Origin of the sequence: Pseudomonas sp. PNPG3, from assembly GCF_023093815.1 — a bacterium.
Lineage (GTDB): Bacteria > Pseudomonadota > Gammaproteobacteria > Pseudomonadales > Pseudomonadaceae > Aquipseudomonas > Aquipseudomonas asiatica.
Genome location: NZ_JALLKV010000002.1, coordinates 167,722 through 181,529 on the forward strand (window position 1 = coordinate 167,722; position 13,808 = coordinate 181,529).

At 65.5% G+C, this 13,808-nt stretch carries 12 protein-coding genes; 4 read left to right on the forward strand and 8 right to left on the reverse strand.

The features are described from left to right. Nucleotides 1-89: 89 nt before the first annotated feature. The 5 genes from MJ643_RS02845 to MJ643_RS02865 form a co-directional block, all read right to left on the reverse strand. On the reverse strand, nt 90-1,007 hold the full coding sequence (locus MJ643_RS02845; RefSeq protein ID WP_013972888.1) for a pyridoxal-phosphate dependent enzyme: 918 nt from the start codon (nt 1,005-1,007) through the stop codon (nt 90-92). Next, nucleotides 1,004-1,678, reverse strand: coding sequence for a PAS domain-containing protein (locus MJ643_RS02850; protein ID WP_013972887.1), 675 nt, complete (start codon nt 1,676-1,678; stop codon nt 1,004-1,006). The genes MJ643_RS02845 and MJ643_RS02850 overlap by 4 nt, the downstream gene beginning before the upstream one ends. A gap of 184 nt (nt 1,679-1,862) precedes the next feature. Then, nucleotides 1,863-3,566 (reverse strand): amidase, encoded by a 1,704-nt coding sequence (locus MJ643_RS02855; protein WP_061304581.1) that lies wholly within the window; start codon nt 3,564-3,566, stop codon nt 1,863-1,865. Between the two features lie 196 nt (nt 3,567-3,762). After that, the gene (locus tag MJ643_RS02860; RefSeq protein ID WP_038409735.1) at nt 3,763-5,763 is read right to left on the reverse strand and encodes a U32 family peptidase; all 2,001 of its coding nucleotides are present in this window, start codon (nt 5,761-5,763) and stop codon (nt 3,763-3,765) included. A gap of 256 nt (nt 5,764-6,019) precedes the next feature. Then, nucleotides 6,020-6,400: a RidA family protein gene (locus MJ643_RS02865; RefSeq protein WP_013972884.1), complete on the reverse strand. Its 381-nt coding sequence runs from the start codon at nt 6,398-6,400 to the stop codon at nt 6,020-6,022. A 136-nt stretch (nt 6,401-6,536) separates the two neighbouring features. On the opposite strand from MJ643_RS02865, the gene MJ643_RS02870 reads away from it, so the two are divergent. Continuing rightward, nucleotides 6,537-7,229 carry a tRNA (adenine(22)-N(1))-methyltransferase TrmK gene (locus tag MJ643_RS02870; protein WP_013972883.1) on the forward strand — a complete coding sequence of 231 codons (693 nt, stop codon included), beginning with the start codon at nt 6,537-6,539 and terminating at the stop codon, nt 7,227-7,229. A 1-nt stretch (nt 7,230) separates the two neighbouring features. On the opposite strand, the gene MJ643_RS02875 is transcribed toward MJ643_RS02870, so the two are convergent. Next, on the reverse strand, nt 7,231-7,494 hold the full coding sequence (locus MJ643_RS02875) for a DUF2790 domain-containing protein (protein WP_024087237.1): 264 nt from the start codon (nt 7,492-7,494) through the stop codon (nt 7,231-7,233). Between the two features lie 122 nt (nt 7,495-7,616). Here MJ643_RS02875 and MJ643_RS02880 point away from each other — a divergent pair, with 122 nt between their 5' ends. Continuing rightward, entirely contained in the window at nt 7,617-8,549 is a 933-nt protein-coding gene (locus MJ643_RS02880; protein ID WP_013972881.1) for a LysR family transcriptional regulator, read from the forward strand. A 162-nt stretch (nt 8,550-8,711) separates the two neighbouring features. Here the strand turns inward: MJ643_RS02880 and MJ643_RS02885 are convergent, their stop codons facing one another. Both MJ643_RS02885 and MJ643_RS02890 read right to left on the reverse strand, forming a co-directional pair. Continuing rightward, nucleotides 8,712-9,863 carry an acyl-CoA dehydrogenase family protein gene (locus tag MJ643_RS02885; RefSeq protein ID WP_003258582.1) on the reverse strand — a complete coding sequence of 384 codons (1,152 nt, stop codon included), beginning with the start codon at nt 9,861-9,863 and terminating at the stop codon, nt 8,712-8,714. Nucleotides 9,864-9,879: 16 nt separating this feature from the next. Continuing rightward, nucleotides 9,880-10,950 (reverse strand): enoyl-CoA hydratase/isomerase family protein, encoded by a 1,071-nt coding sequence (locus MJ643_RS02890; RefSeq protein ID WP_038409732.1) that lies wholly within the window; start codon nt 10,948-10,950, stop codon nt 9,880-9,882. 252 nt (nt 10,951-11,202) lie between these two features. Here MJ643_RS02890 and mdcA point away from each other — a divergent pair, with 252 nt between their 5' ends. Continuing rightward, a complete protein-coding gene (mdcA, locus tag MJ643_RS02895) occupies nt 11,203-12,864 on the forward strand; it encodes a malonate decarboxylase subunit alpha (RefSeq protein WP_038409731.1) in 1,662 nt (553 codons plus the stop codon). Next, nucleotides 12,864-13,808, forward strand: coding sequence for a triphosphoribosyl-dephospho-CoA synthase (locus MJ643_RS02900; protein WP_247726594.1), 945 nt, complete (start codon nt 12,864-12,866; stop codon nt 13,806-13,808). The genes mdcA and MJ643_RS02900 overlap by 1 nt, the downstream gene beginning before the upstream one ends.

Here is a 13,808-nt window from a genome sequence, read left to right on the forward strand (position 1 = left end):
CCCGCTTCCACAGGATTAGCGCGAGGCTCAGAAAATGCGCGGTTCCTGTGGGAGCGGGCAAGCCCGCGAAGAGGCCGGTACAGGTAACCTCAATCCACCTGCTGCAACCACGCCTGGATCTGCTCCAGCGTGGCGGTAGCCCCGCCACAAACCACCACCAGCACATTCTGGTACTGCGCCAGGGCGCCCGGTGCATAGGCCAACGCCAAGGCTGCTCCACAAGCTGGCTCCACCAGCACGCGATGGTCCAGCAGGAACCGCTCGCACGCCTCCAGCGCAGCGCGGTCAGTGACCAGATGGCTGTGCACCGGATGCTCCTTCACGCACACCAGCGCCTGGTCAGCCACACGCTTGGCCCCAAGCGACGTCGCCACCGAGGTAATACGTTCCAGCTCCACCGAATGCCCCGCCTGCATGGCCGCATGCAGCGATGCCGCGCCCTCGGTTTCCACCGCCAGCACCGGCACATCGCCCCAGCCGTTGCGCTGTAGCCCCTCGACCACGCCACTGAGCAAACCGCCACCGCCCACCGACAACACCACGGCGTCCGGCCTCACGCCGGTCTCGGCGACTTCATCCACCAGGCTGGCATGCCCGGCCCACAGCAACGGGTCATCGAATGGGTGGATGAAGGCGTCATCCGGGCCGACCAAGCTCTGCGCCAGGGCGTTGGCCTCCTGCCAGGAGCTGCCATGCACCACCACCTCGGCGCCCTCCAGGCGCAGCAGGTCCTTGGCCCGCTCGGTGGTGGTCTCGGGTACCACCACGGTCACTGGCACGCCCAGTTTGCGCCCGGCATAAGCTACAGCCAGGCCGGCGTTGCCGCCCGAGGAAGACACGAAATGCCGAGCGCCACGGGCATGGTGCACCTCGCAGGCATGGCCCACGCCGCGCAGCTTGAACGAGCCGCAGGGCTGCAGGGCTTCGAGCTTGAGCCAGACGTTGCTGTCCGCGGCCAGCGACAGCGGGCGGGACTCGATCAGGGGGGTATGGATATGCAAGGTCATTGGCTGGCTCCGCGCAGTTGCTCGAGGTAGTTGTAAACGGTGTAGCGGGTCACACCAAGGGCGCTGGCGGCCTTTTCCACGCCGCCCTTGACGATGAACAGGCCGCGCTCCTGCATCACTCTTACGGCTTCTACCTTGGCCTGCTTGTTCATTCGCCCCTGGCCGCTGCGCTGCAGGGATGCCTGGATTATCTCGCTCATCAGCAGTTCCATGTCGGCGGGTTCACTGACGGCAGGTGCGGCCCCTGTTGGTTGGAACTGCCGGAGAAAATTCATGGCTGCATCCAGGCCGGTGACGTCGGTGTTGACGCAGAGGCTGGCGAAGGGGTGGCCGCTGCTGTCACGGAAGATGGCCGTGGCGCTGCGCAGTGTGCGGCCCTTCAGCGTGGTGGGGTAGTCGGGCAGCACCACCGGCTCGCAGCCGTGCTGATCGGCCGAGGCCTGCATCAGTGCCTTGAAACCCTGGTCCTGTTCCGGGGCGGCGAGGATTGGGCTACCGACGCTGCGCCCGGAAAGATGGCCGTTGACGATCGCCACCACGGAGTGTTCCGGGTGGTCGAGGTCGTGCAGGAGGATTTCCATGTTGCGCGCGGCAACGCTGCCCAGGGCCTGGATGGCGGCCTTGAGGACGGTGAGGGTGAGCTGGCGTTCTTCGCTTGGGGTGATAGGCATGGCAGATCGCAAAATCAACGTTTTGTGTATTTTTACACATAAAGTTGAATTAGGCGATTTGCTTTTCCAGGCCCATTCGCGGGTAAACCCGCTCCCACAGGGACCCCACGGTATTCAATACCTGTGGGGTCCCTGTGGGAGCGGGTTTACCCGCGAATGGGCCGCAAAGCGGCCCCTTTAACCCTCAGCCCAGGGGCGGGGTACGCGGTGGGATCATTCGACGCGACCCGGTCGCCTCGAAGGCTGCACCAAAGCTGAGCAGCGCATTGTCGCTGTAAGCCCGGCCAGCAAAGGTCAGCCCCACCGGCATGCCGATATCGGCCATCACGCCCATTGGCACGGTCACGGTAGGCACGCCCAGGTGACGGATTGCCAGGTTGCCGTTGGCCACCCAGATACCGTTGCTCCAGGCGATGTCCGCCGATGCCGGGTTGACGTCGGCATCCGCCGGGCCCACGTCGGCCACGGTGGGGAACAGCACCGCGTCCAGGCCCAGCTTGTCCATCCAGTCTTCCAGGTCGATCTTGCGGGTCTGCTCCAGGCCGCGCAGGCCGTCGGGCAGGGTCTCGATCTGGTCCCAGGTCTTCAGGCCACGCTTGGCCATGTTGACGTACTCGTCCATGCCAGCGGCCAGGTCGTCCTCACGGTTGGGCAGGGTGCCCGGGTCGTGGGGGAAGATCTGCGGCCCGTCGACATCGGCCAGGCGGTTGAGCCTGGGGTCATCGTTGGCGCGCAGGAAGTCGTCGAAGGCCCAGCCCGACAGCTCCCACAGCTCGTCATGCAGGAATTCCTTGCTGACGATGCCGCGGTTGTACACGGTCGGTGCGCCAGGGCGGTCACCTTCGCAGTTGGATACCAGCGGGAAGTCCACTTCCAGTACTTCGGCACCAGCCGCCTCCAGTGCCTGGCGGGCCTGCTGCCACAGGTCGATCACCGTGGCGCGGGTGTGGATGCGCTGGCCAGTCGGGCCGCCGATGCCTGGCTTCTCGGAAGTACCTGCTTCGGCATCGGCATTGATGTACATGCGTGGCACGCCAAAGCGCTTGCCCTTGAGCGCGCTGGCATCCACGGCCAGGTCCAGATACGAAGCCGGGCGCACCGTAGAAGCGGCCGGGATTGGCACCCAGGGTTGCAGGCGCCACAGGTCGCCGCGCTTGTCGGCGTCGTCGGCTACGACCACGTCGAGGATTTCCAGCAGGTCGGCCATGGTACGGGCATAGGGAACCACCACGTCCATGGTCGGTGTGAGCGGCCAGTTGCCACGCACCGAAATCACCCCACGCGACGGGGTATAGGCGCACAGGCCATTGTTGGATGCCGGGCCACGGCCGCTGGACCAGGTTTCTTCGGCCAGGCCGAAGGCACTGAAACTGGCGGCAGTGGCGGTGCCGGCACCGTTGGACGAGCCCGAGGCGAACGGTGCAGTCAGGTAGTTGGCGTTGTACGGGCTTTCGGCGCGGCCATACACGCCGCGCTGCATGCCGCCGTTGGCCATGGGCGGCATGTTGGTCTTGCCCAGGCACACGGCGCCGGCGGCGCGCAGGCGTTCGATGGTGAAGGCGTCGCGCTGGGCCACCAGGTCCTTGAAGGCAGGGCTGCCGGAGGCAGCGGTCAGGCCTTTGACCAGGTAGCTGTCCTTGGCGGTGTAGGGGATGCCGTCCAGCGGGCTCAGGACCTGGCCTTTGGCGCGACGGGCGTCGGAGGCTGCGGCCTCATTCAGCGCCTCGGGGTTGCGTACCACAACGGCGTTCAGGGCGGTGGCGGTGTCGGCGCCATCGTAGGCGTCGATGCGCGCCAGGTAGGCCTGGACCAGCTCGACCGCCGTCGTGCGGCCCGACTCGAGCGCATCGCGCAGCTCGGCAATGGAAACCTCGGTTACCTCGATCATGCGTTCACCAAAAAATGTGCAGGTGGGGGCTAATGCGAGGAGTGTACAAGAAGGGCTTGGCGGGCGCAGGTTTGCGCGGGGGCAAACGGTTTTTTGCAGGCAAGCATTGTCGGGTCTTCCCGAGTCGTCCCACCATCCCTTCGAGTATCACCATGCAGGCGGCTTCAGCCGCAAAAGGGCCCTTGCAGGCCACCGATCAATGCGGCCCGCGCGGAATGGTCTTCAGCAGGTCTTCCGGGCTGATGTGCCCAACCACCTGGGCCACCGCGCTGCCCGGGGTCGGCAGGTCGATGATGTGGCTTTTCATCTTGCCGATCACGTGCATTTCGCACGGCTTGCAGTCGAACTTCAGGGTCAGCACCTCATCACCCTGGATCAGCTGCATCGGCGCCACCTTGGTGCGCACGCCGGTCACGCCCTTGGCCTGCTTGGGGCACAGGTTGAAGGAGAAGCGCAGGCAGTGCTTGGTGATCATCACCGGCACTTCGCCGTGCTCTTCATGGGCCTCGTAGGCCGCGTCGATCAGCTGCACGCCGTGGCGGTGGTAGAAGTCGCGGGCCTTCTGGTTGTACACGTTGGCCAGGAACGACAGGTGCGACTCCGGGTAAACCGGCGGTGGCGTGGTCTCGGCCTTGCGCCCGCCACGCGGGTGCGCCTGCACCCGTGCTGCCGTCAGCGCCTCGATGGCTTCGCGGCGCAGGGCCTTGAGCTGCGAGTTGGGAATGAAGTAAGCCTGTGGGGCGTCCAGCTCGATGCTGTCGGCGTGGTACATGGTGGTGCCCAGCTGGCCGAGCAGGTCGTGCAGCTGGTCCAGCGCCTGCTGCGGCTTGTTGGCCGGGCCGAACGGGCCTTCCAGTGCCACTTGCGTGCCCACGCCTTCCTCGCTGGTGACGGTCAGCACCAGGCGTTGCTCGCGCAGTACCGCGTGCCATTGCACGCCGACGCGGCGCTCGGCCGAGGTGCGTTGCAGGGCCTGCTGCCAATTGTGGTCGAGGTTGCGCGACAGCGGGTGGTTGGGCCGCAGCTTGTGCAGGCCTTCAGGCATTTCGTTGGGCTCGACGCGGTAGCGGTAGCGCTTCTCGCCGTCTTCCTCGAATTCGCCACGCGGTTCGGCGATGTTGGCACGGAAGCCCACCACCTCACGCTTCACCAGCACATTGAGGCCGTCGCCGTTGGTCAGCGGCACCTCGGTGACCACCTGCATGTCACGCTTGCCGACCTTTTCCACCACGCCCACCGGCAGGCCGGTGAAGGTTGGCGAGTCGAAGGCGCCGATGTCGACCTTGCGGTCGGTGACGAAGTAGTCGGTGCTGCCGCGGTGGAAGGTCTTGTCCGGGTCGGGCACGAAGAAGTGCTGGGTGCGGCCGCTGGAGGCACGGGCCAGCTCCGGGCGGCCTTCGAGGATGGCGTCGAGTTCCTTGCGGTAGTGGGCGGTGATGTTCTTCACATAGGCCACGTCCTTGTAGCGGCCTTCGATCTTGAACGAGCGCACGCCGGCGTCGACCAGGTCAGCCAGGTTGGCGGTCTGGTTGTTGTCCTTCATCGACAGCAGGTGCTTCTCGAACGCGACCACGCGGCCCTGGTCATCCTTCAGGGTGTAGGGCAGGCGGCAGGCTTGCGAGCAGTCGCCGCGGTTGGCGCTGCGGCCGGTCTGCGCATGGGAGATGTTGCACTGGCCGGAGAAGGCCACGCACAGCGCACCGTGGATGAAGAATTCGATGGCGGCGTCGGTTTCGGCGGCGATGGCGCGGATCTGCTGCAGGTTCAGCTCACGCGCCAGCACCAGCTGGGAGAAGCCGGCCTGGTCGAGGAACCTGGCCCGTTCCAGGGTACGGATGTCGGTCTGGGTGCTGGCGTGCAGCTCGATCGGCGGGATGTCCAGCTCCATCACCCCCAGGTCCTGCACGATCAGTGCGTCGACACCAGCGTCGTACAGCTGGTGGATCAGCTTGCGCGCGGGCTCCAGCTCGTTGTCGTGGAGGATGGTGTTGATGGTGGTGAACACGCGTGCATGGTAGCGATGGGCGAACTCGACCAGTTCGGCGATATCGCTGACTTCGTTGCAGGCGTTATGGCGCGCGCCGAAGCTCGGGCCACCGATGTAGATGGCGTCTGCGCCGTGCAGGATCGCTTCGCGGGCGATGGCCACGTCACGGGCAGGGCTGAGCAGTTCCAGGTGATTCTTTGGAAGGGACATGTCGTTATAGGTTCGGGCTGTCACGGTTTAGGCGGGCATTGTAGCGGCGAAACGGGCTGGCGGCATCATCGGGGTGCCGAGAGGTGCAGGATGCAGGAATATTGTGGGGCTCGGGCAACTGTGGGAGCGGCCTTGCGTCGCGAAAGGGGTGCGTAGCGCCCCCAGGGGCTTGGATCCACTGCAAGATCACTGGGGCCGCTTTGCGGCCCTTTCGCGACACAAGGCCGCTCCCACAGGCCGTTCCTGACTGGATGAATCAGCGCTTGGCAGCCATTGCGGTCACTTCCACGCGCATGCCTTCGAACGCCAGTGCAGCCACACCCACGGCGGCGCGTACCGGCCAGGGCTTGCTGAAGAAGCGCTGGTACACCTCGTTGAATGCCGCGCGGTCGGCCATGTCGGTGAGGTAGATGGTCAGGTGCAGCACGCGGTCCATGCCGCTGCCGGCCTTCTCCAGCGCCACCTTCAGCGCCTGCAGGGTGCACTCGCTCTGCTCGACGATGCCGCCCAGCTCCAGGCTGCCATCAGCGTGGGTCGGGATCTGCGTGGTGACCAGCACGCCGTTGTATTCGGCAACGTCGGAAGAAATCGACTCGGCGTCCGAGTCCGGGGTGTAAATGATGTCTGCTTGTGCCATGGTGTGTTTTGCCTTGCTACGGAAGGAAAGCGGCAAGCCTACGCGAGCGCGCCGGCCCGGTCGAGGGCGCCCCGGTGTTTGAAATGCGTGGCGTTCGCCGTCAGAATCGCGGCCGATTGCAAAGCAGGGGTTTACGTTGAACGAACAGACATTGTCCAGGCGCCTGGAGCGCGTGGCTGCACAAGTACCGCAAGGCGCGCGCCTGGCTGACATCGGCTCGGACCATGGCTACCTGCCGGTGGCCTTGATGCTGCGCGGCATACTGGACGCGGCGGTAGCGGGCGAGGTGGCGCAGACGCCGTTCGCCTCGGCCCAGCGCAACGTGCGCAGGAACGGCCTGGAAGGGCGGGTCTGCGTGCGCCTGGCCGATGGCCTGGCAGCGGTCGAGCCGGAAGATCGCATTTCGGTGATCAGCATCTGCGGCATGGGTGGCGACACCATGTGCGAGATCCTCGAGGCCGGCAAGCAGCGCCTGGCTGGCGTCACGCGCCTGGTGCTGCAGCCCAATGGCGCCGAGCGCGAACTGCGCCAGTGGCTGATGGGCAATGGTTACCGGATCGTCAGCGAAGAACTGCTGCGGGAGAACCGCTTCGACTACGAGATCATCGTCGCCGAGCCGGGCGGGGCGGGGTACACCGCTGAACAGCTGTACTTCGGCCCGGTGCTGGTGCAGGAGAAAAGCGAGGCGTTTCTGGTCAAGTGGCGGCGCATGCTGCGGCAGAAGCAGCAGACCCTGGCCAACTTCGAGCGGGCCCGCGGTGCGGTGCCTCAGGCGAAAATCGACGACTTCAAGCAACAGGTCGGCTGGATCACCGAGGTACTGGCCTGACTCACTGCTGCGAGCAGTTGCCCATTTCCCGGTAGTCGATTTCGCGCTTCTGGCCCTGGTGGTCGACATAAACCATGTGCGCGGTACCAACCTGGCAGTCGGCGGCGTTGCTGGGCGGGGTGATGGAGATAACCTTGGCCACGTCCAGCGGCATGCCGTATTCGTAGTTGCTGCTGCTGACCGGCTGGTTGCTGCCGGTGTCGGCAAGGGCACCGAACGAGGCGAGAGTAGCGGCAACGGCAAGGACAGCGATCGAACGTTTCATGGCAGGCTCCTTTTTCAATGTATGACTAATGATCCATTCATTGGCCATCCACAATAAATGGGCTAGCCCGTGATAGATTCCTGCCTGTAACGCAAGAATAAGACCGAACAAGGAGCACCTTCATGGACATGCTGCATGCCATGCGTACCTTCGCCCGTGTGGTGGAATGCGGCAGCTTCGCTGCGGCCGCCAATGCCCTGGATATTTCCGCGGCGCAGGTTTCGCGTATCGTTGCCGAGCTGGAAAACCAGCTGCAGACCCGCCTGCTGCACCGCACCACGCGGCGTTTGCGCATGAGCGAGGCGGGCGAGCGGTTTCTTGAGCGCGCGCGGCAGATCATGTTGCTGACCGAAGAGGCGGTGGGTGAAGCCCGTGGCGCGCACCTCACGCCCCGCGGTCGCCTGCGCTTGCATTGCCCGCACGGGATGGGCCTGTTGCTGATGCCGCTGGTGGCCGGCTACAACGCATTGTGCCCGGAGGTGGTGATCGAACTGACCCTGTCCCAGCGCAACCCCGACCCGCTGGCCGAAGGGCATGACGTGGTGATTACCGTGGACGGTGCGTTACCGGATTCGCAGCTGATCGCTGTGCCGCTGGGCAACATTTTCAGCATCCCCTGCGCGGCGCCGAGCTACCTGTTGGCCCACGGCGTGCCAGAGCGCCCGGAAGACCTGCACCAGCACCGTTGCCTGCGCATGGCGTATCCGATGTACGAAGGTGACTGGGTGTTCCCGCAAGGGGTGGACCAGTGCGTGATCGCACCGAACGACAGTTTTTCCACCAACGTCGCCGACGCCATGCTGGTGGCCAGCGAGCTGGGCATGGGCATTGGCCTGCTGCCGTTTTACACCGCCAGCCAGGCGATCGAGCAGGGGCGGTTGTGCCGCTTGCTGGCGCCGTATCGCCTGCGCGAGAGCGCGCTGTATGCGATCTACCCGTCACGGCATTATCTGGATGCCAAGGTGCGCACCTGGATCGACTACCTCAAGGAGCAGTTGCCGGCGCTGTTCGAGGGGCATGCCAGGGTGGTGGATGATTCGCGGTATTGGCGATAGCCGAGTGCGGGGCGGTTAACGCTGGCCCTTGTAGGAGCGGCCTTGTGTCGCGATAGGGCCGCAAAGCGGCCCCAGGATGTCAGCTTCGATGCACAAATTGCTGGGGCCGCCATGCGGCCCTATCGCGACACAAGGCCGCTCCTACAGGGATCGCGCAAGGTTTTAAAGCGGGTAGTGCTTCAACTCCCGGGCAATCAGCATCCGCTGGATCTCGCTAGACCCTTCATAGATCTGCGTGATCCGCGCATCGCGGTAGTAGCGCTCGACCGGGTAATCCTCCAGGTAGCCATACCCGCCATGCACCTGGATCGCCATCGAACACACCCGCTCGGCCATCTCCGAGGCGAACAGCTTGGCCTGCGAAGCTTCCGACAGGCACGGCTTGCCGGCGCTGCGCAGGCGCGCGGCATGCAGGATCAGCAAGCGCGCGGCATTCACCTGCACCTGCATGTCGGCCAGCAGGTTGGCGATGCTCTGGTGTTCGTTGATCGGCTTGCCGAACTGCACCCGATCACGCGAGTAGGCCAACGCCGCCTCGAACGCGGCGCGGGCAATGCCCAGTGCCTGGGCAGCAATGCCGATACGGCCACCCTCGAGGTTGGACAGGGCGATGGCCAGGCCCTTGCCACGCTCACCGAGGATGTTGGCGGCAGGGATGCGGCAGTTGTCGAAGGTGACCGCGCAGGTGTCGGAAGCGCGGATGCCCATCTTGTGCTCGCTGCGATCGACCTTGAAGCCCGGGTTGTCGGTGGGCACCAGGAACGCCGACAGGCCCTTTTTGCCCAGCTCCGGGTCGGTCACCGCGAAGACGATGGCCAGGCCGGCGCGGCGAGCGTTGCTGACGAACTGCTTGGCACCGTTGATCACCCACTGGCCATCCACCAGTTCGGCGCGGGTGCGCAGGTTGTGCGCCTCGGAACCGGCCTGTGGCTCGGTCAGGCAGAAGCAGCCGATCACCTCGCCGGTGGCCAGGCGTGGCAGCCACTGCTGTTGCTGTTCGGCCGTGCCGTAGGCCAGCAGCGGGCCGCAGCCCACCGAGTTGTGGATGCTCATCATCGCTCCGGTGGCGCCGCAGCCGGCGGCGATCTCCTCCACCGCCAGGGCGTAGGCGACATAGTCGGTGTAGCTGCCGCCGAAGTCTTCCGGCACCACCATGCCCAGCAGGCCCAGTTCGCCCATCTTGCGTACCACGCCATCGTCGATCCAGCCGGCCTTTTCCCAGGCCTGGGCATGCGGGGCGATCTCGCCACGGGCAAAGTCCCGGGCCATGTCGCGGATCATGATCTGTTCTTCGCTCAGTTCCAGGTCTTGCATCTGTGTACTCCCGGGCTCACAGGCCTTCGAAGAATTGGTCGACCTGCTGGCGGTGCAGTGCGGCCAGGGTCGGAGGGTTCCAGCGTGGCTGCTTGTCCTTGTCGATGATCAGCGCGCGCACGCCTTCGATGATGTCGCCGTGCTGGAACCACTGGCGGTCCAGGTGCAGCTCCATGGCAAAGCAGTCGTCAAGGCTCAGGTGGCGACCCCGGCGCAGCATCTCCAGAGTAACCGCCATGGCCAGCGGCGAGCGGCTTTCCAGCTGGTCGGCGGTGGCTACCGCCCAGGCGTGGCTGTCGCCAATGCTCACCGCACGCAGTTGCTCGACGATGGCGGGCACGTCGGGCAGGGCGAAGAAGTGGTCGATGACCGGGCGCAGTTTTTCCAGCGGCGCATCGTCGAGCACCTGGGTGCCGAGCTTGGCCAGCAGGTTCTGCAGGTCCTTGAGTGGCTGGTCGCCGAAGTGCAGCTGGTCCAGGCCCTGGTCGAGGGCTGCCAGCTGGTCGCTGGCCAGGTACCAGTCGGCCAGGCCGCAGTACAGTGCATCGGCTGCCTGGATCTGGCTGCCGCTGACCCCCAGGTAGGTGCCCAGCTCGCCAGGGATGCGCGACAGGAAGTAGCTGCCACCCACATCCGGGAAGTAGCCGATTGCCACTTCGGGCATGCCCAGGCGGCTGCGTTCGGTGACCACGCGCAGGTCGCAGCCCTGGGCCAGGCCCATGCCGCCACCGAGGGTGAAGCCGTCCATCAGCACCAGCACCGGCTTGCGGTAGCGGTGGATGGCCAGGTCGAGGGCGTATTCCTCGACGAAGAAGGTTTCATGCAGCGTTTCGCCGGCCTTGAAACTGTCGTGCAGCGAGCGGATATCGCCACCGGCGCAGAACCCTTTCGGGCCTTCGCCACGCAGTACCACGGCGTGCACGTGCGGGTCTTCGGCCCACTGGTCGAGGTGCTGGCGCAGGCTGCGGACCATGTCCAGGGTCAGGGCATTGAGGCCGGCGGGGCGGTTCAGGGTCAGATGGCCGATCTGGTTGCGGACCTCGGCCAGCACATGGTCGGTTGCCGAGGTATGAGCGTGCGCAGTCATTGCGTTCTCCCTGCTTTGTTATTGATTTTCCAAGTGAAGTCTGGAGTTCGCTGGAGGATCGCAGGATCCTGTCATGCGAATTTGCCTTGCACAATCGACAATTGTGCAAGGGCATCGTGCATTTTTGCCCTGCCCGCAGGTAGCGCCCTCCGATCATTAACCTGACAGTAACGAAAGCGCCAGTAGCTTGATTGATCCCCCCACCACCCCAGCCCTAAGGTGACCCCACGACAGCGAACCCGTGGAGTCACCATGACAACAACCAAGAATCCACCGCCGCAATGGTCGCGGCGGCGCGCCGAAAAGCAGCGCCGCCTTGACCGGGTCCGCCACCTCGCCGACGGCGTGGTGCTGCCCACCGAGCGTATCGTCGAAGCCCTGGAACTGCTGCTGGCCCCCGGCGACCGGGTAGTGCTCGAAGGCAACAACCAGAAGCAGGCCGACTTCCTTTCCCGCGCGCTGGCCAAGGTCGACCCTGCGCGCCTGCACGACCTGCACATGATCATGCCCAGCGTCAGCCGGGCCGAGCACCTGGACCTGTTCGAACGTGGTATAGCCCGCAAGCTCGACTTCTCGTTCGCCGGCCCGCAGAGCCTGCGCATTGGCCAACTGCTGGAAGACGGCCTGCTCGAAGTCGGTGCCATCCACACCTATATCGAGCTGTACTCGCGGCTGCTGGTCGACCTGATCCCCAACGTCACCCTGGTGGCTGGCTTCATGGCCGATCGCAACGGCAACCTGTTCACCGGCCCCAGCACCGAAGACACCCCGGCCTTGGTGGAGCCGGCTGCGTTCAGCGACGGCATCGTCATCGCCCAGGTCAACCAGCTGGTGGACTGTGTCGATGACCTGCCACGGGTCGATATCCCGGCATCCTGGGTCGATTTCGTGGTGGTTGCCGACCACCCTTTCTATATAGAGCCGCTGTTCACCCGCGACCCGCGCCACATCAAGCCGGTGCATGTGCTGATGGCGATGATGGCCATTCGCGGCATCTACGAAAAGCACCAGGTGCAGTCGCTGAACCATGGCATTGGCTTCAACACGGCCGCCATCGAGCTGATCCTGCCCACCTATGGCGAATCCCTGGGCCTGAAGGGCAAGATCTGCCGCAACTGGACACTCAACCCGCACCCGACACTGATCCCGGCCATCGAGACCGGCTGGGTGGAAAGCGTGCACTGCTTCGGCACCGAACTGGGCATGGAAGACTACATCGCCCAGCGCCCGGACGTGTTCTTCACCGGCCGTGATGGTTCGCTGCGTTCCAACCGCATGATGTGCCAGCTGGCCGGGCAGTACGCCGTCGACCTGTTCATCGGCGCCACCCTGCAGGTGGATGGCGATGGCCATTCCTCGACCGTGACCCGCGGCCGCCTGGCCGGCTTCGGCGGTGCCCCGAACATGGGCCACGACCCCCGTGGCCGGCGCCATGCGACCCCGGCCTGGCTCGACATGACCGTGCCGGAAACCATGCTCGAACGCGGTCGCAAGCTGGTGGTGCAGATGGTCGAGACCTACCAGGAAGGCGGCAAGCCCACCTTCGTGGAAACCCTCGATGCCGTGGAAGTGGCCAGGAAAGCCGGCATGCCGCTGGCGCCGGTGATGATCTACGGCGACGACGTCACCCACCTGCTTACCGAGGAGGGCATTGCCTACCTGTACAAGGCCCGCAGCCTGGAAGAGCGCCAGCAGATGATCGCCGCCGTGGCCGGGGTTACCGCCATCGGCCTGCGGCACGACCCCAAGGACACTCAGCGCCTGCGCCAGCAAGGCCTGGTCGCCTTGCCCGAAGACCTCGGCATCCGCCGCACCGACGCCAGCCGCGAACTGCTGGCCGCGCGCAGCATCGCCGACCTGGTCGAATGGTCCGGCGGCCTCTACAACCCGCCTGCACGGTTCAGGAGCTGGTGATGAAAGCACTCGACTTGCAACCGCGTGGGATTCTTCGCGAGCACAGGAATAGTGATGCATCTGGAAGTTGCGCGATCCTTGTGGGAGCGGGTTCACCCGCGAAGAGGCCAGCACAAGCAACCGAATTACCCCTGGCCGATCACCTGGCCGACCTGGCCGTGGAAGCCCTGATCGACGAAGCCGACCTGTCCCCCAAACCCGGCCTGGTCGACCGCCGTGGCAATGGCGCCCACCACGACATGACCCTGACCCTGATGCATGCCTCGGCCCTGGCCCTGTGGCCATGCCTGCGCAACATGGCCGAAGCCGCCCAGGCCATCGGCACCCTCGGCCAGCCCCTGCGCGCCACCCTGGGCCAGCTCGGCCGCGAAGGCGAGGCGGCGATGCTGGCCGCGACCGGTGGGGTCAACACCCACCGCGGCGCAATCTGGGCCCTCGGCCTGCTGGTTGCATCCAAGGCCCTCGACACCCAGGCCGATACCAACACCCTGGCTGCCCGTGCCGGGCGCATCGCACTGTTCGACGACCCCGCCATGACCACCCAGGACAGCCATGGCCTGCAGGTACGCCGCCGCTATGGCACTGGCGGCGCCCGCGAACAGGCGCAACAAGGTTTCCCGGCGGTTATCGGTCACGGCCTGCCACAACTGCAGCGCAGCCGCGCCGCAGGTGCCAGCGAACCTCACGCCCGGCTCGACGCGCTGCTGGCGATCATGGCCGTGCTCAACGATACCTGCGTGCTCTGGCGCAGCGGCCCGACCGGGCTGGCTGCCGTCCAGCAAGGCGCCCGTAGCGTGCTGAGCGAAGGCGGCAGCGCCACGCTGGCCGGGCGCCGACAGCTGCGCCGGCTGGACCAGCACCTGCTGCACCTGAATGCCTCACCGGGCGGCGCCGCCGACCTGCTGGCCGCCTGCCTGTTCCTCGACAAAGCCGGGAGCCTGTGA

Coding starts and splice junctions, on each gene's coding strand:
- MJ643_RS02900 (WP_247726594.1), top strand. CDS start 12,864: ATGAAAGCACTCGACTTGCAACCGCGTGGGATTCTTCGCGAGCACAGG.
- MJ643_RS02845 (WP_013972888.1), bottom strand. CDS start 1,007: ATGACCTTGCATATCCATACCCCCCTGATCGAGTCCCGCCCGCTGTCG.
- MJ643_RS02865 (WP_013972884.1), bottom strand. CDS start 6,400: ATGGCACAAGCAGACATCATTTACACCCCGGACTCGGACGCCGAGTCG.
- MJ643_RS02880 (WP_013972881.1), top strand. CDS start 7,617: ATGGACATGCTGCATGCCATGCGTACCTTCGCCCGTGTGGTGGAATGC.
- MJ643_RS02860 (WP_038409735.1), bottom strand. CDS start 5,763: ATGTCCCTTCCAAAGAATCACCTGGAACTGCTCAGCCCTGCCCGTGAC.
- MJ643_RS02855 (WP_061304581.1), bottom strand. CDS start 3,566: ATGATCGAGGTAACCGAGGTTTCCATTGCCGAGCTGCGCGATGCGCTC.
- MJ643_RS02850 (WP_013972887.1), bottom strand. CDS start 1,678: ATGCCTATCACCCCAAGCGAAGAACGCCAGCTCACCCTCACCGTCCTC.
- MJ643_RS02875 (WP_024087237.1), bottom strand. CDS start 7,494: ATGAAACGTTCGATCGCTGTCCTTGCCGTTGCCGCTACTCTCGCCTCG.
- MJ643_RS02885 (WP_003258582.1), bottom strand. CDS start 9,863: ATGCAAGACCTGGAACTGAGCGAAGAACAGATCATGATCCGCGACATG.
- mdcA (WP_038409731.1), top strand. CDS start 11,203: ATGACAACAACCAAGAATCCACCGCCGCAATGGTCGCGGCGGCGCGCC.
- MJ643_RS02890 (WP_038409732.1), bottom strand. CDS start 10,950: ATGACTGCGCACGCTCATACCTCGGCAACCGACCATGTGCTGGCCGAG.